At 45.5% G+C, this 17,753-nt stretch carries 15 protein-coding genes and 3 tRNA genes; 3 read left to right on the top strand and 15 right to left on the bottom strand.

Annotated features, from left to right (window positions below; all coding sequences use genetic code 11):
- The 7 genes from LU351_RS14040 to LU351_RS14010 form a co-directional block, all read right to left on the bottom strand.
- Positions 1-221, bottom strand: a 221-nt coding sequence (locus tag LU351_RS14040) for a cytochrome d ubiquinol oxidase subunit II (protein WP_416053959.1), incomplete at its 3' end; no start/stop codon positions are given.
- A complete protein-coding gene (locus LU351_RS14035; RefSeq protein WP_232594715.1) occupies positions 215-1,624 on the bottom strand; it encodes a cytochrome ubiquinol oxidase subunit I in 1,410 nt (469 codons plus the stop codon). The genes LU351_RS14035 and LU351_RS14040, both read right to left, overlap by 7 nt.
- Positions 1,625-1,676: 52 nt before the next feature.
- The gene (locus tag LU351_RS14030) at positions 1,677-2,222 is read right to left on the bottom strand and encodes a GbsR/MarR family transcriptional regulator (RefSeq protein ID WP_232594714.1); all 546 of its coding nucleotides are present in this window, start codon (positions 2,220-2,222) and stop codon (positions 1,677-1,679) included.
- Between the two features lie 254 nt (positions 2,223-2,476).
- The gene (locus LU351_RS14025) at positions 2,477-5,557 is read right to left on the bottom strand and encodes a thrombospondin type 3 repeat-containing protein (protein ID WP_232594719.1); all 3,081 of its coding nucleotides are present in this window, start codon (positions 5,555-5,557) and stop codon (positions 2,477-2,479) included.
- Positions 5,558-5,762: 205 nt separating this feature from the next.
- A complete protein-coding gene (locus LU351_RS14020; RefSeq protein WP_232594713.1) occupies positions 5,763-6,629 on the bottom strand; it encodes a DUF4126 family protein in 867 nt (288 codons plus the stop codon).
- Between the two features lie 254 nt (positions 6,630-6,883).
- Positions 6,884-6,960, bottom strand: a tRNA-Asp gene (locus tag LU351_RS14015).
- Between the two features lie 67 nt (positions 6,961-7,027).
- A tRNA-Val gene (locus LU351_RS14010) sits at positions 7,028-7,103 on the bottom strand.
- Positions 7,104-7,369: 266 nt separating this feature from the next.
- Here LU351_RS14010 and LU351_RS14005 point away from each other — a divergent pair.
- Positions 7,370-7,789, top strand: a complete 420-nt coding sequence (locus LU351_RS14005) for a secondary thiamine-phosphate synthase enzyme YjbQ (RefSeq protein ID WP_232594712.1) — start codon at positions 7,370-7,372, stop codon at positions 7,787-7,789.
- Between the two features lie 3 nt (positions 7,790-7,792).
- Here LU351_RS14005 and LU351_RS14000 read toward each other — a convergent pair whose 3' ends face one another.
- The 7 genes from LU351_RS14000 to rne form a co-directional block, all read right to left on the bottom strand.
- The gene (locus LU351_RS14000) at positions 7,793-8,119 is read right to left on the bottom strand and encodes a TusE/DsrC/DsvC family sulfur relay protein (protein WP_232594711.1); all 327 of its coding nucleotides are present in this window, start codon (positions 8,117-8,119) and stop codon (positions 7,793-7,795) included.
- A gap of 71 nt (positions 8,120-8,190) precedes the next feature.
- A complete protein-coding gene (tusB, locus tag LU351_RS13995; RefSeq protein ID WP_232594710.1) occupies positions 8,191-8,517 on the bottom strand; it encodes a sulfurtransferase complex subunit TusB in 327 nt (108 codons plus the stop codon).
- A gap of 41 nt (positions 8,518-8,558) precedes the next feature.
- Positions 8,559-8,921: a sulfurtransferase complex subunit TusC gene (tusC, locus tag LU351_RS13990; protein ID WP_232594709.1), complete on the bottom strand. Its 363-nt coding sequence runs from the start codon at positions 8,919-8,921 to the stop codon at positions 8,559-8,561.
- Positions 8,922-8,985: 64 nt separating this feature from the next.
- A complete protein-coding gene (gene tusD / locus LU351_RS13985; protein ID WP_232594708.1) occupies positions 8,986-9,375 on the bottom strand; it encodes a sulfurtransferase complex subunit TusD in 390 nt (129 codons plus the stop codon).
- Positions 9,376-9,497: 122 nt separating this feature from the next.
- The gene (locus LU351_RS13980; protein WP_232594707.1) at positions 9,498-10,178 is read right to left on the bottom strand and encodes a Bax inhibitor-1/YccA family protein; all 681 of its coding nucleotides are present in this window, start codon (positions 10,176-10,178) and stop codon (positions 9,498-9,500) included.
- A gap of 301 nt (positions 10,179-10,479) precedes the next feature.
- Positions 10,480-10,567, bottom strand: a tRNA-Ser gene (locus tag LU351_RS13975).
- A gap of 199 nt (positions 10,568-10,766) precedes the next feature.
- Positions 10,767-13,724, bottom strand: coding sequence for a ribonuclease E (rne, locus tag LU351_RS13970; protein ID WP_232594706.1), 2,958 nt, complete (start codon positions 13,722-13,724; stop codon positions 10,767-10,769).
- 1,228 nt (positions 13,725-14,952) lie between these two features.
- Between rne and rluC the strand changes: the two genes are divergently transcribed.
- Positions 14,953-15,909 (top strand): 23S rRNA pseudouridine(955/2504/2580) synthase RluC, encoded by a 957-nt coding sequence (gene rluC, locus LU351_RS13965; protein WP_232594718.1) that lies wholly within the window; start codon positions 14,953-14,955, stop codon positions 15,907-15,909.
- Between the two features lie 134 nt (positions 15,910-16,043).
- Complete coding sequence (locus LU351_RS13960; RefSeq protein WP_232594705.1) at positions 16,044-17,054, top strand: S49 family peptidase; 1,011 nt, start codon at positions 16,044-16,046, stop codon at positions 17,052-17,054.
- Between the two features lie 43 nt (positions 17,055-17,097).
- On the opposite strand, the gene LU351_RS13955 is transcribed toward LU351_RS13960, so the two are convergent.
- Positions 17,098-17,712 (bottom strand): Maf family protein, encoded by a 615-nt coding sequence (locus tag LU351_RS13955; RefSeq protein ID WP_232594704.1) that lies wholly within the window; start codon positions 17,710-17,712, stop codon positions 17,098-17,100.
- Positions 17,713-17,753 lie beyond the last annotated feature (41 nt).

The raw sequence follows: 17,753 nt of genomic DNA, 5'->3' as shown, positions 1-17,753 counted from the left end.
GCAATTAAAAGTAAACCCACCGCGAGTACTAGCCAAGTTTCGTTAGCATCCCAAAAAGGACCAATACTTGCGATCATAGTATCCCGATCTTTTTTGTGCTCTGGCCCGAGGGGAAGTAGGATGCCAATACCCAGGTCATACCCATCAAGGATGGCATAGAGAAAAATGGCAAGCCCCATTAAGCCTAAAAAAATGAGCGGTAACGTTTCAGCATTCATAATTGAACCCCCTCCGTATGGATGCGGTTATCTGAGAAATGACGGTCATCGAAATGTGATTTTTTCTCGTCTTCTTGGCTGCGTAATCGATCACTTTTTTCGGGCGCATCGACCCACACGGCGCGCTCACTCATAACGAACAGTGTACGAATGTAGGCGTATAGTAACCCTAGGTAGAGTAAAACGTAGAGTGTCAGCGACAGTGCGACATTACCTGGAGCAATGCTTGTCGCGGCGTCTTGGGTCGTTAATATTCCAGAAACCAGATACGGCTGACGGCCAATTTCAGTGACATACCAACCGGCAAGCGTCGCAATCCAGCCAGAAAAGCTCATGCCAACAAATACCTTTAGCAGAAACGGAGAAACGGTTTGTTGACGAAGGAGTTGCCATCCCCCTACAAACGCGGTGAGTAGCATAAGCATTCCCATGCCCACCATAATTCGAAATCCAAAAAATAGTGGTTTTACGGGAGGGGCAGCATCACCAAATTCATTGAGGCCTTTTATTTCACCGGCGGCGTCATGGGTGAGGACGAGGCTGGCTAAATTGGGAATGGCAATTTCAAAATGATTTTCTTTATTGGCTTCGTCAGGAATAGCGAATAATAAAAGTGGTACGTGGGTATCGGTTTCCCAAACGCCTTCCATTGCCGCAATTTTTTGCGGTTGGTGTTCCAGTGTATTCAGCCCATGTAAATCGCCCACGAACATTTGCGTTGGGGTTAATAGGCAAGCGGCAATAATCGCCGTAGTTAAGGCACGGCGCGGTGCTGGTTTTGGGTCACCGCGTAAAATGCGAAAGGCAGAAAGGCCTGCAATTAAAAAACTGGCGGTAAGTGCTGAAGCCAGTAACATATGGGTAAATCGCGGCCAGAAAGACGGATTAAAAATAATGGCGATCCAATCCGTTGGGTAGGCAACACCATCGCGCATTTCAAAACCGGCAGGGGTTTGCATCCAAGAATTTAACGATAAAATCCAAAAAGCGGATAACGTGGTACCAATGGCCACAATGATCGCGCTCAATGTGTGTAACCAACTGGGGACGCGATTAATCCCAAATAACATAATCCCCAGAAAAGTGGCTTCCATAAAAAAAGCGGTAAGCACTTCATACCCTAACAATGGGCCGGCAATATTTCCTACCGTTTCCATAAACCCTGGCCAGTTGGTACCAAACTGAAACGACATGGTAATCCCACTGACGACGCCCATGGCAAAAGTCAGAGCGAATATTTTGACCCAGAAGCGATACACTCGCATCCAGATTTCATCTTGACTGATGTCATGTCGAATTTTGAAATACACCAAAAACCAACATAGTGCGATGGTGATGGTGGGGAATAAAATGTGAAAGCTGATATTGGCCGCGAATTGGATTCGGGAGAGTATTAACGTTTCCACAAAAGTGCTCCTCCTCTACGGTGGTGGGTAATAAGTAATTAATTTACGTACATTAGGTTTTGCCCAAGAATTTATCTTTTACGTCTAAGACCTTGCTGACTCCAGAACCAAGTTTCATTAGTCGTTTAAGCGATGCGGGTTCCATGGATTGCAATTCTCCAGACCAGTCAGTGATCATTTCCAATAAATCGTGAATATCACGAATCTTTTGGCGAGCGTATTCTTCTTTGGTGCTGTTGGTGTCTTTCAGTAATAAATCTCGAAGTAGGGTGATGGTGGGGTCTACCTCTCGCTTGCGCCGTTCTTCCATGACGGTTAACGCCAGAGTCCAGACATCGCCCGCTGCGATAAAATAATCTTTTCGATCTCCAGGAATGTGCTGAGGTTTAATAAGTCGCCACGATTGCAGCTCTTTGAGCCCCATGCTGACATTGCCTCGAGAAATACTCAGTGCAGTACCAATCTGGTCGGCGTTAAGAGGTTCTTCATGAATAACCAGTAATGCCAAAATTTGACCAACGGTTCGGTTAATGCCCCAACGGCTTCCCATTTCACCAAAATGCAAGACAAAGGAGTGAAGGTTATCGCTCAGTTCCATGATCTAAGTTTCCGAGTAGTTAATGTGTGTAAAATTGAAAATATTGATATTTCTGTATTTTCAAAAATTATTGAAAGTTTAAAATCTGGCGCGAATAAGTGCAAGCGATTTTGATTGAAATCAATAGTGTGTCGTTTTTGTTGGGGGGTAGATAATGAATGGTGATTTTAGAAAGGGGAGGGCGGAGAGAAAATGACATGAGAAGGGTGAGGCATCAGTGCTGAGCGCACTGATGCCTGGGTGTAGAGCGTTCTCTATTGAGCTGGCTCGTCTAGTGTTCCGTCGCCATCGGCATCACGATAAACCGTTCCGTCAATTAGGAGCCCAGGGAGTTGAGTGTTGGTGCCGAAATCCCAAGCGGGTAAGCCGTCACTATTGAGATTGTCGCCCCAGCCTTCATACAAGCCTGATTCGCAGCTGGCATCACCGGCGCTGGTTGGGCATTGCATTTGCTCTAGGGTGAAGCCTGTGATGTCTCCAGAGCCTGAAATGGCGTTGCCTTCAGCGAGGATGCCTACAGCAAATAAGCCGGTGTTTTTGTCATTTACGAAGTGGTTACCGCTGTAATTGGCGTTCCAACTCTTACCGACAAACTCACCAATGTCAGTTCCCGTGGAGCTGGTGATCATTGCTGATACGAAATTATCGTTGACGTTAAGGGCTAAATTAGCGGCTGTTGGAGGGTTATTACTACCGATGTTTCCGGGTTCTGTTGAGCCAATAAATCCACCAAGCTGAGAGGTGCCGTTGAGGGTGCCACTAACAATATTGTTACTGAGGGTCAGTGATAAGACACCTCCGGTTTCGCTTAGCTGGAAAATGCCACCCAAAAACCCACCAGATTCATTGTTTACCGTCATGTTTGCAGAGATAGAGTTCGATGAAAGGGTTATAGAGGTAGTGTCCGATGAGCTTGAAATACTTCCAATCGCTCCTCCCACATTCTGCGTATTAGGCGCATTAATAATAGCCTCTACAATATTCTCTTCAATGGAGATTGCGGTATTGCCCGATTGTACATCGGCCCAGCCTATTAGGCCTCCATACAGATATGCTGACTCATCAGAGCTATTTGAGCCTGGCCCGGATAGCGTGCCTTTAAACTCTGATCGTTTTAATAGCAATTGAGATTCATCTATTGTTCTAGCAAGTCCGAAAATCCCCCCTACAACTCCTGCTGTGCTTTCATCAATAGAGGCAATATTTATGTATTCGATAGTCCCTGTTGTCACGCAGTGATTGGTCTCTAACTTGGCATTGCCGGACACAAAAGCACTAGAAGCAATACCACCAGCACCCGCTTCTCCTCGAATCGTTGTATTGACGTAAACATTGTTGATATAGATTGAGCCGCCACTAACTGAAATTATTCCAGCTAGGCCGCCAATGTTGAACGGTCGAGTAGAGATTGAGGTTGAGGCTGGATCTGCTGTGACAACACCGTCGCTAATTGTTAGGTTGCTCAATTCAACGATTCCAGTTGTCGAGATAACTGCGCCGATAAGGCTACCCACACTACCTCCACCCAGTATGGATGTCAGATCACCACTTAGTGTTAGGTCTTCAATGTGTATTTCTATATCATCACTTCGTCCACTTACTACACCAAATAAGCCTATATTAATCGAATTCAAAGAACTGCTTTCTGGGTAGTTCATATGGAGGTTAGCTATGGTATAGCCGTTGCCATTGAAACTGGCGGTGAAGGGATTAGTTTCATCACCAATGGGCTGCCAGCCATTGGCTTCATTGAGATTATCCCAGTCGTAAAACTCATCCTGCTCATCAATAGTGCCATTACCATTGGTGTCGAAGTTTAGGTCGGCCATTAATTCATAACCATAACAGCCGCCGGTGCCGCAGCCATCTGTCACTGGAGTGTCGTTAGAATCTGGGAAGCTTGACCCATCTAAGCTTTGGCGCATTTTGTCGAGATCTTCGAGAGTATAAATTTCAATCAATCGATCATTGTCATCATCAATATCAGCATTGTCACCTAAGCCATCATCATCGGTATCGGTTGTTTCTTCGGGGTCGTTAGGGAAGGCATCACTATTATCGCCAACGCGATCTCCATCGGTATCGGTGTCTTCTTGTGGGTCGTTAGGGAAGGCATCACTCATATCGCCAACGCCATCTCCATCGGTATCGGTGTCTTCCTCTGGATTGGTTGGGAAGGCATCACTATTATCACCAACGCCATCTCCATCGGTATCGGTGTCTTCCTGTGGGTTGTTAGGGAAGGCATCACTATTATCGCCAACGCCATCTCCATCAGTATCGGTGTTTTCCTGTGGGTTGTTAGGGAAGGCATCACTATTATCGCCAACGCCATCTCCGTCGGTATCGGTGTCTTCCTGTGGGTTGTTAGGGAAGGCATCACTATTATCGCCAACGCCATCTCCATCGGTATCGGTGTTTTCCTCTGGATTGGTAGGGAAGGCATCACTATTATCGCCAACGCCATCTCCGTCGGTATCGGTGTCTTCCTGTGGGTTGTTAGGGAAGGCATCACTATTATCGCCAACGCCATCTCCATCGGTATCCGTATCTTCGGTATTATCTAATGGGAAGGCATCGTCAGCATCGACAACGCCATCACCATCATCATCAGTATCAGCATTGTTGCCTATACCATCACCATCCGTGTCTAGGGTCTCATTAGGGTCATCAGGGAAGGCATCATCTTGATCCAGTACGCCATCTTCATCGGTATCGGAGTTGTTATTGGCTTCGAAGGTAATACCATTATCTGTGAGTACTGATTGAAAATGCAGTAGGGCATCTTCTGGAGAAACCAGTTCTGTTACAGGCGACGTTTGCCCGGCATTGCTAATAAAAGACAAAACGGTTTGAGAAGTGGCGAAGCTTGTCGCAGATTGGTTAAAGTCAAGGGCTGTTGCCGCACCGGCAGCTAGGTCGGAAATGGTAATTCCGTTGTCTGGATTGCCGTCAGTATCCAGAGACTGTAACAATCGAATTCGATTTAAAACCGCAGGGTCAGTGACGTCATTGCTGTCGGCGAGATCTAAGGGGGTAATGGTTTCAGCGGCTGGAATCGTACCTAGCACTAAGTCGCCAATGGAGAAAGTAACGGTTTCGCCAGGCTCGTAGGTGAATTCTCCGTTCTCATTGGTCGTGCCACTTTTCGTTGCGGTTTGAAAAGCTACGTTGGCAACAGGGCTATCAATAAGAATACCGGTAAGTTCTGTGCTCGGGGGTGGGGTGGGCGTGGTACCGCCGCCTGAATTGCTACCTCCACCGCCGCCTCCACCACAGGCTGTTGTGGTCAGTGCCAAGATCAGGGCGATTGCCAATGGGCTCCGTTGTAACATCACGTCATTGTCTCCTTAACTTTTATGAGCTACGCCACAATCCAGAATTGATGGATTGCGCAGATTAGCGATTCGGTTAAGGATTATTGCATATTTATTTTTTCTATTAATTATTGGGGCGTTTTTTTTTGCAAAGTTTTGTAATTTAAAATCACAAGAGGTTTTACGTGCCATTGCTTGGCAGTCGATGCTAACAAAGGTGCAGTTAATGAGGATTTTGAGTCTCTTCTGGGTAAGAGTTTGATAGGAGTTTGAATTTTTCTTTCTGAAACTCTTCTTCCGTAAGGACTCCGTTTTTATAAAGTTGATGGAGGCGCTCAAGGTTGTCCATTTTTTCACGTTGATTGAGCGATGCAGCTTGTTCAAAGGGTATTTGGGTATGAGGCAAGGGAATGGCGACTGAGTCATCACTTTGAGAAGAGGTATTCGAATTGTTCTGAGAGGAAGAGTCATCGGAGCGTTTGGTTTTAAAACCCAATATGGTCGCCAATTTTCGAAAAACGGAAGCCAGTAAGCGCCATAGTTTGGGAATCATCCATACGGCCAAGGCGATGAAAGCAATCAATAAAATAAGAAACAATACTGGATGATTCAGTGCGGTCCAGAGTCCGCCAATAACTAAAAGGTCTTCCGTTACAGAGGCTCCCCAGTTGCTGAAGGGTTCTGGCGATGTATTAATTAATAGTCTGGACCCAGACTTTGTGGCATGGCTCGTTGCTGCAAGCCCTCCCCCTAATATGCCTGCGGCGACCTCCATGGCAGGGTTGATTTCGCCAACGGCTCCTGCTGCCAGCAGTACGCCAGCCGGAATCCTCACAAAAGTATGTAGAGTATCCCATCCAGAGTCGACACCGGGTGTTTTGTCGACGAAAAATTCAACAAAATACATTATGCCTGCTGCGCCAATAACCAAGGGGTTTTCCAGAACTTCTAAATCGGATGGTAAGTCCAAATTGCCAGTCGAGCCAGCAAGCCCAAGCATCAGTAATGTGGCATAAAGGTTAATGCCGCTTGCCCATGAGGCGCCCATTGTGAGTGCGATCGTTGCAACGAGCATTTCATAACTTTCCATAACAAGTCTCCATTACACTTCTGGTCTTCAAATTCTATTTTGCACGGCTATCTCGACCACTTTGGAAGTGGGCTGATTGCGTTTATTTTGCTGATAAAAGCCGAACCCTACCTTAATGAATGGCTAATTTTGTTGATAAATGTGGGGTTTTAAGATTCGAATAGCAATGAAAATTATTGGATCAATATTTGTTTTGAGGAGGGTTTTTAGAATTACTTAAAGAGAGGAATAAATAAACAAAGGCATAGATGAAATGGCGGACCGGACGGGACTCGAACCCGCGACCTCCGGCGTGACAGGCCGGCATTCTAACCAACTGAACTACCGGTCCGCTGAAGCAATATTTGCTTAGCATCGCTACAGTTTCCAAAGAGTGTAGTTCAAACCCTAAAGAAATTTGGTGGGTGGTACAGGGGTCGAACCTGTGACCTACGGCTTGTAAGGCCGTCGCTCTCCCAACTGAGCTAACCACCCGCAGCGAAGTGGTGCGTATAATAGCGTTTATTCTCGGCGCGTCAATACACTTGTCCATTGATTTTGGTATTCCTTTTTATGCACTGTTTTATTTTTAAGCTATTTGTTTTTGTGTCAGACATATGGGAACGGGCTTTTAAATATTGGTTGTTTCGTTTCAGGAAAAGGGAATGGTATTGAGCCAAATGTAAAAAATAACGGATTATGTTAAGGAGTGATGTTTTTAATATGATGGGTGGGTAAATTATTGAGATTGAGGAATTCGTATGTGGTTACAAAAGCAGATTCAATTACAGCCTAAGCATCGAGGGTTTCATTTAATCACCCGTGAGGTATTGAAGGAAATACCAGAGCTAGAACGCATTTCCGTGGGTTTGATGCATGTGTTTATTCAACATACGTCTGCGTCTCTAACGATTAATGAAAATGCCGATCCAACAGTGCGGGAAGATTTTGAGCAATTTTTTAATCGCGCTGTTCCAGAGGATGAACCGTATTTTATTCATACTTATGAAGGAAGTGATGATATGCCTGCTCACTTGAAGAGTAGTCTTTTGGGTGCAAGTTTATCTATACCGATATGCGATGGTCGATTAAATATTGGTGTATGGCAGGGTATTTATTTATGTGAGCACCGCAATCGAGGTGGCTCAAGGCGGCTTGTGATAACTCTTCAAGGAGAATAGCGTTTATAGGCAATTGGTGGGTTTGGGTAGCCCAGCAATTCGGCATGCTTTTTTAGCGGGGCTGTCTGGAAAAAGCGTTAATAGATAAATACTGTGGGATTTATCAGGTCCTAAGGTGGCTGCAAGGTATTTCACTAAAACACGCATAGCCGGAGCGTGATCAAACTCATTGTAGAAATTACGCACTGCATGAAGTATTTCCCAGTGTGCGTGTGACAATTCAATATTTTCCTCTTTCGCAAGGAGTGTGGCTAATTCTGGTGTCCACTGGGATAACTCTTCTAAGTAGCCTTCAGAATCAAATTTAATTTGAGGGAGCGATATATTCATGGCGTGTATATTCTTAATTGAATCAATGTGTATTCATATAAATGTGTATTCATACACTAAGAGTAGAGCGGTTAAAACCAGGTAAAGCTGCGGGAATATTCGCACACTAATTGAACGAAGTCGTCATCTGAAATGAGGTTGATGGTGGATTCTGGCACGTTTTGTTCTAAGAGTCCTCTTGCTGCGACTTCTGGCTCAAGGGCACACATAAATATCGATGTGTTTTTAAGGTGGTGGTAGATGGTGCTGGTAGGTAAGAGGGCAAATACTGCATCCCCAGTGAGTAAAATAGCATCGTTATCGCAGGCGCGATCTAGGCATTGCTCTATATCTCGATATTGATAAGGGGATCGGGAGACAATATGCAGTGTTTGTTTTTCTTTTTTAGGTTCGTTCACAGTCTGTGTTCAATTTTAGGTGATTTTGGAATCATAAGAGCTTAAAAGTTCAAGATGGCATCTTGTGTTGCAATGAGGTGTTTTATGTCCTCTTTGGATAAGCATTGTGTGCCAGGCATTATCAACTCTTCATTAATTGCTCTTTTAGTGAGTGAGTCTTCACATACGTAAAGATCAGTGATGCCATAGATGGGGAGTGTCTCAATGAGATTACTAGGCGACTTTAGAGAAAGTGATTTTGGGCTTTGGTGTCGTAAAAGCTGGAATACCCCCTCATCCATAAATAAAACTTGAATGTGTTGTCCGTATGCTGAGGCAGCAAGTATGGCGTCTAAGCCTTCCTTCGCCATGAGGGAGGCGCAGGGTGAAGACCGAAGTGTGAAAAGTAAGTTTTTGGTATTCATGTAACGGTTATGCTGCTGGAAAGATAGCCCATTGGTTTATGGTACTGAGTTGAGTGTTTGGCAATCAAGGCCCAAAAGTGACAATGCGCTCGGCTGACACGGCGCTCTCTAATAATTGCCCCAGCCCTGAAAGTTCATATCCATCAGCTAGATTGTGAGTGCTTTTCCCATATCGATTTGCTTCTTGCTCATTAATTACCCCCCGTTTAATAGCAGAGGCAATGCACACAATCAGCTCTATGCCATGAGATTGCTGAAGATTTCGCCATTCATCGGTCGCTGGTATCTCGCCTTTGAGGGCAGTGTTGAGATGAGATCCGTGTAAAACCCCTTCGTGGTAAAAAAATACCCGATGAATGCTATGCCCGTTATTGAGAGCGGCTTTGGCAAACCGTATGGCACGAAGACTGGTTTCTGATAGTGGTGGTGAGTAAATGGCAAGGGCGATATTCATTGGGTGAGAGCGTTAAACGTTCATTTTGGCGTTATCAATTCAAATGAGCCGTAAGTTGAAATAAAGGCAATAAAAAAGCCCCAAAAAGGGGCCTTTTTAGAATCTATGACTAACGGCTCAGCTTAGTCATCACTCAATGCGCCAAGTAGATGGAGCAAAGAGGTAAAGAGATTGTAGATATTTAGATACAAAGAAACGGTAGCCATGATGTAGTTTGTTTCTCCGCCATTAACGATGCGGCTCGTATCAAAAAGAATGAAGCCTGACATCAAAAACACAACAGCGGCGCTGATTGCCAAACTGAACATGGAAACGTTGACACCAAATAGGCTGGCAACGAATGCGCCTAGGGAGCCTAGAATCACAACCAATAGGCCAACCATCAAAAAGCCGCCCATAAAGCTGAAGTCTTTACGCGTAGTAAGCACGTAAGCAGACAAACTGAAAAACACGAGTGCAGTACCACCCAAAGCCTGCATGATCAAACTGCCGCCGTTGCTGAGCTGAAGATAAGCATTCAACATTGGGCCAAGAGCGGCGCCAAGAAGGCCAGTAAAGGCAAAGACAACACCAATACCCGCGCTTGAATTTGCAGTTCGAGGTAAAACAAACCAAATGAGACCAAGTGCTGCCAAGCTCATGATCATTCCTAGGCCGCGACCTACACCCACAGCCATAGAGATTCCGGCAGTGACGGCACTGAACAACAGGGTCATCGCAAGCAGTGCGTATGTGTTGCGCAGTACCTTACTGACCTGTTCGGCATGAGCAATTGCCGAATTTCCAGCAGTGACGTTTTGCATACGTTTTCTCCATTTATATTAAAAGTAGACACTCTTATGATAAGGTCGGACGCTTTAAAATCAAGGTTTTTGGTGCATCCTTATAGCGATATTTCCGAGGTAAAAAGTAGAAAAGAATTTTTTTGTTTTTAAGCTGTGTTAAGAATGAACACCAATCGGATCTTAGAGTGAGGTCAGGGAAGATAAGTTCCTTAAGGTAGTAGGCTAGAACTCAATAAAGACTGAAGTCTTCTGTGAGTGAAGCCTGTCTTCTTTATAGATAAAATTTAGATTGACTAGGAGTTGGGAGGTTTTTTTGAAATGGCGGTGGGGCAGGGATTCGAACCCTGGGAGCTGTTACACTCAACGGTTTTCAAGACCGCCGCTTTCGACCACTCAGCCACCCCACCGGAACGGGACGTGATTATACATAGGTTGGTTCGGTTGGCAATCTTTTAAATCATTATTTTTCAATGAGTTATCTTTTCGTCTAAAAACCCATCAGCTATGTTGATTGGTAAACAGTTGGGAGGAGGTTTTGGGGTGATAAAAAAAGCCCCGAACTACGTCAGGGCTTTCTTTTATCGCTTTTTAATAGGTGGAAACAGTTTAGGCTGAAAGTCCCCTTTGATTACGAGGGTCATTTGCGGGCCGTTGTAATTGCCTCGGTTTTCTTTCGATTTCTGCAGGTTCTGCGGTGTTCAGTGGTTGAGAAAGGGTGACTTTATGCTCTATGGATCTCACCTCTAACGTCGATATCGGCTTTGGATTGACCCTAGGATCATTTATAGCTCTCTCATTGCCTGCTGACACTGGCGCGGGTTCAACCTGAGGTGCTCCTGATGAAAGGTCCTCAGGCGTTGTTTGTTCAGATTCGGAAGCGTCGTTCTGATTCATGTCAGCATTGGCATTAGAGGCCACTTCAGATGTAGAAGCACTCGGCTGTTCAGTTTCAGGGTTTGCTACTGCTGTCGGTTTTGTTAATGAGTTTTCCTGTGCTTCTTTCTCAGGTTGATGAGAGTCAGTTTCGGGAGTTTCTACTGAGTTTTTCGCTTCAGTTGCGCTTAGACCCGCTTTGTCAGTACTCATTGTTGGGTCGACTTTGTCTTCGGGGTTTTTTGAAACCACAGTTTCAGAAGTTAATGATTGAGAAGCCGCTGTCTCCAAAGTCATTGAGTCAGGAGCTTTGTTGTCCGCAGAGGTATTCGCACTGCTCTCCATTTCACTTTCGGACGTGGTAGTGGGCGCCTCAACATTTGGTCTCGGTTCTGCAATAGAGGCGTTGTGCTGTTGTGTTGATGACGCTTGGCTACTACTAGGTTTCTCGCTTACTGCTTCATTTATAGGTGAAGTGGTGGCAGGCGCTGACTTCGCAAGATTTTCAGACTCAGTGAGCTGAGTAGATGTCTGTTCGTTGTCGATCAGATCTTCACGGCGTCCTCGTCGGCGTTGTTGAGGCCGGGCCCGCTTATTATTGGGTCGGCGTGCTGGGCGCTGTTGATCCCCGTTAATGTTGCTATCTTGAGTTGCTGAGTCTTGGGCGTTTGAGCGGCTGCGATTTTCCTCATACCCTTCTGAAGAAACATTAGAGCCATTATTTCGAAGGTGCTGCTGGCGAGAGCCGTTCTCTGAACGCCTTTTCTGCTTGCGGTCTCGGTTGTGATCTCGACTGTCCTTGTCTTCGTGCTGGCGGCGATCATCGTTACGATGATGACGCCCGTTGGTGCGCTCAGTTTTTTGTTTATCCTGTCTTTCATCGTCGTTATCGCGGCGGTTGCGGTTATCACGACGACGATTACGGTGGCGATCATTGCGGTTTCGGCGATTTTCATAGCCTTTACCACCACTTTTTTTGCGGTTGTGTTTCTTCGGTTTTGGCTCTTCCTCAAAAAGGCCGCTTATCCATTTAACAAGTCGTGTTAATAAACCCGGTGCTTTAGGTGGCTCTGGGGCAGGTTGTGCAGGGGTTGAGTGTTGTACGGCAGGTGTGGATTGTTCAGTGGCTGATGATTCTTTCGCAACAGTCTTGGGCTCGGATGTTGCCTCTTCAGTTGTGTGGCTAATCTTGTAGCTGACTTCTTCCATGCTGTCGTCGTCATCGCGCAAGCGCTGAACTTCAAAGTGGGGAGTGGTGAGTTCTTCACTGGGTACGATGACAACACGGGTGTTGTTACGGTGTTCTATTTCTGAAATAGAGGCCCTTTTCTCATTGAGAAGGTAGGTACCAACAGAAACGGGTGTAATAGCGCGGATTTCGGCACTGCGCTCTTTCTGTGCTTCTTCTTCAATCAATCTGAGGATTGAGAGTGCTAAGGGCTTGGTGCTTAAAATCGTACCTTGGCCGCTACAACGAGGGCACACTTTGGATGTAGTTTCGCCTAAGGATGGGCGCAGACGTTGGCGTGACATTTCCAGAAGGCCGAAGCGTGAAATACGAGCGGTTTGGACACGAGCGCGATCCATTGAAAGTGCATCGCGAAGTCGGTTTTCTACTTCCCGCTGATTTTTTGGTGATTGCATATCGATAAAGTCAATCACCTGTAAACCGCCGATGTCCCTGAGCCTCAGTTGGCGAGCAATTTCGTCGGCGGCTTCCAGGTTGGTCTGCAGTGCGGTCTCTTCAATATCTCCGCCTTTTGTGGCGCGAGCAGAGTTGATGTCGATAGAAACAAGGGCTTCTGTAACATCAATAACAATCGAGCCACCAGAGGGGAGTTTGACTTCCCGTTGAAAGGCCGTTTGGATTTGGCTTTCGATTTGATAGTGGCTGAATAATGATGTGCTGCTTTTGTAGAGTTTGATTTTGCTGGCGTAAGCAGGCATGACCTGTTGTACAAACTCTAAGGCTTCGTTGTAGGCTTTCTCGTTATCTACAAATACGTCGCCGATGTCTGGGCGTAGGTAGTCTCGAATAGCGCGAATGATGACATTGCTTTCGCGGAATAAGAAGTAGGGGGCTTTAAGTTCATCAGATTTGGACTTGATGTTGGTCCATAATTGGAGAAGGTAGTCTAAATCCCACTGAAGCTCTTCCGCGCTTCGCCCAACGCCTGCAGTTCGGGCGATAACGCCCATGCCTGATGGCACTTCGAGGTCAGCCATGGCGTCACGAAGCTGGCTTCTGTCTTCACCGTCAATTCGGCGTGAAATACCGCCGGCTCTTGGGTTATTTGGCATGAGGACAAGGTAGCGACCTGCAAGGCTGATAAAGGTGGTCAAGGCTGCACCTTTATTGCCTCGCTCTTCTTTATCCACCTGGACAATGACTTCCTGGCCTTCTTTGACCATATCTTTAATTTTGATACGGCCTTCAACATCTTTGGGCTGTTTTAGAAAATATTCTCGGGAGATTTCTTTGAGGGGCAGAAAACCATGACGTTCAGCGCCATAATTGACAAAAGCTGCTTCCAAACTCGGCTCAATGCGAGTAATAACGCCTTTGTAAATATTGGCCTTTTTTTGTTCTCTGGTTCTATTTTCAATATCAAGATCGTAAAGCCACTGGCCATCGACCATGGCAACACGCAACTCCTCTGGCTGAGTTGCGTTAATCAACATTCTTTTCATGCATTACCTAGTTTTCTAGGCGCACATCATGGCGAGGTTTATGTCAGTCCAATTCAGAGGCGGTGCAATAAAAACTACTTTCACTCTTGATTGTCGAGGTTTTTCTCAAGACCTAAAATGGCCGGTCAATCATATTTACGTCATTTAGCGAGGGTGGTTTGCAGCTTGTGTATATTCTCGCTGTTTCTATCGTCTTTGCTCGACATTCAGGCTCAGTGGTTGTTCTATTGCGATCACAAGTCTGTATTTACAAGTTTGTGGTCAAAAGGTAGACACAATTTGAGCTAGAGTTTTTGTATTTTTCCGATCAATATCAGCTAGTAAAGAAGAGCACTTGGTAATAATGTGTGAAAGCACTCAAATCACATACTGTTAATTTGTCTGGGCTTGATATGCAGTCACGTTGTATTAAAGAGTGATGCACTCGACTTAGTTAATGAAAACAAGCGGTATCTTAGTGATGGGAATGGCTTTCGCTTCTTCTTTTTCGCCTCGTCAACCCATTGCTGTTTTAGTCATCAACACAGTGTTAGCCTGTTGCGTTTAACTCGCTTGTGGCGACTCAAACGTAGACGTTGTTCAATTGTCGTTCTCGCTCTGTTTCGGCGGTGCACGATCCTCTGCCATGATTGGCGCGGTTATATTGTCATTTAATTTCGTTAATGGGGCATTAGTGTCCCACAAGTTACATTGTGCAGCCGGTTTGCTGTTCACCTAGTCATTCACGTCCCCGACGTTTAGTTTTCACTCTTAGTGTGACGTTTTTGTGTCACTCGACAAGGAAGTGGTTGCTGTCAGGTGCCGACTGTTGGCTCGATTAGCGGTATTTCCTATTGATGGGTATATCAAAGAACGCTTCTTAGACTACCTGATCCGGAAACCAGCCTAAATAAGGCCTAAAAAGATAGTAGCAGCTATTAAATGCCTCATCAATTTTGTGTCAATATCCTCTAAGAAATCGATTATTTAGTGTGTTGATCGAAGTAATTTTCAGCGAACGCCGTCTGCCTGCGTACTTACGGTACAATACGTACTGGTATGAGTTCGGATGGTTCTGTTATTGAAGTGTTAATCGCTTTCAGCCGACCTTCATGTGGTAGTCCAAAAAAATGGTAGTTAGATTTTGAAGCAAAAAATTCATTCTCAGCAGCGCAAAAATCCGTCAAAACCCCTTGTCGCTCGTCAGGCGGCACGCTTAACTGATGCTCAGGGAAAGGGGGGAGAGCGAATGGGGGTTCAGTTCATTGAGGTGGAAGATCACTTTATTGGGCAAAGGATCGATAACTTTTTATTGGCTCGCCTTAAAGGTGTACCGAAGTCACGAGTTTATAAAGTGCTTCGTAAAGGAGAGGTTCGAGTCAATAAATCCCGTGTCAAACCGGAATATCGCCTTCGTTCTGGTGATATTGTTCGGGTTCCCCCTATTACCGTATCGACCACCAAGCCATTAGTGGCACCCAGTCAGTCATTGTCTCGTTACTTATTGGATAATATTTTGTTCGAAAATGATGGCTTTTTAGTAGTGAATAAGCCCTCTGGTTTGGCTGTTCATGGTGGTAGCGGCGTTAGCCTGGGATTAATAGAGGCGCTTCGCCAACTTAGGCCAGAACAGAAAATGCTTGAGTTGGTGCATCGGTTAGACAGGGAGACTTCTGGTTGCGTTATGATCGCAAAAAAAAGAAGTGCCTTGAAATATTTGCAAGATTTACTAAGAGAAAAAGACCGTATTGAAAAGACCTATCAAGCGCTGGTATTGGGGCGTTGGCCGAAGCGGCGTCATCAGGTGGATGCGCCATTGCGAAAAAGCGAAGAGCAAAATGGTGGACGGGTTGTTCGTGTAAAATCGGATGGGAAGCCTTCTTTAACACGCTTTTCTGTGGTTGAGAGCTTTCATGTTGAGCCTCATTCTCTCACCCTTGTTCAAGCTGTGCCTGTTACAGGGCGTACCCATCAAATTCGGGTTCATGCTCAGTATGTGGGGCACAGTTTAGTGGGGGATGAAAAATATGGTGACGACGAATTAAACAAACTTTTCAAAAGCTACGGTGTGAATCGTTTATTCTTGCATGCAATGTCTCTTCGTATCCCATGTATGGAAGGCGGTGATGACATTGTGGTGAATGCTCCTTTGGAGTCATCTTTGAATCGTGCTTTAGAGTCTCTTCGTAGAATTCAAGTGCAATGATCGTTCAATTCAGCCCCTTTGGGATGGGGGTGTTCTTCTTTCATGCATATTTAATGAGCGTTTTTGATTATTGTTGTTGGATGGGTATCAATGAATAACTTAGGTGTGTGGATCATTTCAATTGGGATAGGTTTATGATGTTTAATGGCAATAAGGGTTCGGAATCTTCTTCTACCCAACGGGATGATCAAGATAGGCAGTGGCAATTAATTGAGCAGTTGGCTCTGGAGGGAGCCCGGGAGCAACGAAAAGCCCGTCGTTGGGGGGTGGTGTTTAAGTCTCTGGCTTTTGCGTATGTATTTGTGGCTTTAGGGCTATTTTGGGTTTCGCTAGGCAGTAAGCGCGTATCGACCAATGAGGAGCATGTGGCGCTCATCAGAGTAGATGGTGTTATTAGTGCTGATGAGCCTGCGAATGCTAATTCCATTGCAGGAAGTTTGCGCAAAGCCTTTGAGGAGGAGAACGCTAAGGCCGTTATCATGGCGATTAATAGCCCGGGTGGTAGTCCTGTTCAGGCCGGTTATATTAATGATGAAATACATCGATTAAAACAGAAATACCCTAGTAAAAAAGTGTATTCGGTTATTTCAGATATAGGCGCCTCTGGGGGCTATTATATTGCTGTGGCTGCCGATGAAATCTATGCAGATAAAGCAAGCTTGGTTGGTTCTATTGGTGTGACGGCTTCCGGGTTTGGGTTTGTTGACAGTTTGGATAAATTGGGTGTGGAGCGGCGCCATTATACAGCCGGAGAACACAAAGCGTTTTTGGATCCATTTTCTCCTGTTAAGGCATCTGAGACGGAATTTTGGCAAGGAGTGCTGAATACGGTACACAAGCAATTTGTTACCGTGGTGCAAGAAGGGCGTGGACAAAAGCTCATGGCTCCGGAGGAAGAGTTATACAGTGGTCTGATTTGGAGTGGCGAACAGGCGAAAGCGTTGGGTTTGATAGATGGCTTAGGCAGTGCAGGTTACGTTGCTCGTGAAGTGATTGGTGTGGAAGATGTTATTGATTACAGCCGTCGTTCGTCCCCTCTTGCTCAATTGGTTGAGCAGCTTGGATTGTCGGTAGGGCGAGGTATATCCAGCGCCCTGCCTGGGGCAATGATGCAGTCTAGCTTAGAGAGGATAAAGCTTCAGTAATATCAAAGTTATCTATAAAAAGAGAGTATCTAAAAGAGGGTATCTACATAGAAAGTGGTTCAATACCCACATTTCGAAGTAGCTTGCACAGTGCCATCATGGGTAGCCCAATTAGGCTCGTGTAGTCGTCTCCTTTCATAGAGTGGAATAGGGTGATCCCTAGTCCTTCTATTTTGAAGCTCCCGGCACAATTGAAAGGCTTTTCTTTTGATAAATAGCTGTCAATGAGCTCATTGTTGAGCGAGAGAAAGTTTACGCTAAAGGGGACGATACAATGCTGTGTGACGCCTTTTTCGTAATGGCTTAGGCAAAGGCCTGTATAAAAATTTACCGTTTTTCCACTGGAGGCTTTTAACTGATGGCGTGCATTTTCAATGTTGCCAGGTTTGTGGAGAATGTTTCCGTTTAGTTCGGCGACTTGATCAGACCCAATAACCCAAGAAGAGGGATTTGCTTTCGCGATTACAGCAGCTTTCTCAATGCTTAACCTCAGGGCTAGTGCTTGAGGTGTTTCGTCTTGTTGAGGAGTTTCATCAATATTTGGCGATTGTGTAGTAAAGGGTGTGCCCAGTCGGTTGAGGAGTTCAGCCCGATAAGGTGAGCTGGATGCAAGAATAAGTTTATGGGTTTGGTTGTCGGTTTTTTGGGGTGAGCACATGGTTTATCCTTAAAAAGTTTTGATGATACGTGTTTTTTAAA

The sequence above is a fragment of the Marinibactrum halimedae genome (assembly GCF_021234875.1).
In the GTDB taxonomy this organism is placed as follows: Bacteria; Pseudomonadota; Gammaproteobacteria; order Pseudomonadales; family Cellvibrionaceae; genus Marinibactrum; species Marinibactrum halimedae.
This window is presented reverse-complemented; position numbering and strand designations above follow the sequence as displayed.

Coding starts and splice junctions, on each gene's coding strand:
- LU351_RS14030 (WP_232594714.1), bottom strand. CDS start 2,222: ATGGAACTGAGCGATAACCTTCACTCCTTTGTCTTGCATTTTGGTGAA.
- LU351_RS13955 (WP_232594704.1), bottom strand. CDS start 17,712: ATGTGCTCACCCCAAAAAACCGACAACCAAACCCATAAACTTATTCTT.
- LU351_RS13960 (WP_232594705.1), top strand. CDS start 16,044: ATGATGTTTAATGGCAATAAGGGTTCGGAATCTTCTTCTACCCAACGG.
- tusC (WP_232594709.1), bottom strand. CDS start 8,921: ATGAATACCAAAAACTTACTTTTCACACTTCGGTCTTCACCCTGCGCC.
- tusD (WP_232594708.1), bottom strand. CDS start 9,375: ATGAATATCGCCCTTGCCATTTACTCACCACCACTATCAGAAACCAGT.
- rne (WP_232594706.1), bottom strand. CDS start 13,724: ATGAAAAGAATGTTGATTAACGCAACTCAGCCAGAGGAGTTGCGTGTT.
- LU351_RS14005 (WP_232594712.1), top strand. CDS start 7,370: ATGTGGTTACAAAAGCAGATTCAATTACAGCCTAAGCATCGAGGGTTT.
- LU351_RS14025 (WP_232594719.1), bottom strand. CDS start 5,557: ATGTTACAACGGAGCCCATTGGCAATCGCCCTGATCTTGGCACTGACC.
- LU351_RS13980 (WP_232594707.1), bottom strand. CDS start 10,178: ATGCAAAACGTCACTGCTGGAAATTCGGCAATTGCTCATGCCGAACAG.
- LU351_RS14020 (WP_232594713.1), bottom strand. CDS start 6,629: ATGGAAAGTTATGAAATGCTCGTTGCAACGATCGCACTCACAATGGGC.
- rluC (WP_232594718.1), top strand. CDS start 14,953: ATGGGGGTTCAGTTCATTGAGGTGGAAGATCACTTTATTGGGCAAAGG.
- LU351_RS14000 (WP_232594711.1), bottom strand. CDS start 8,119: ATGAATATATCGCTCCCTCAAATTAAATTTGATTCTGAAGGCTACTTA.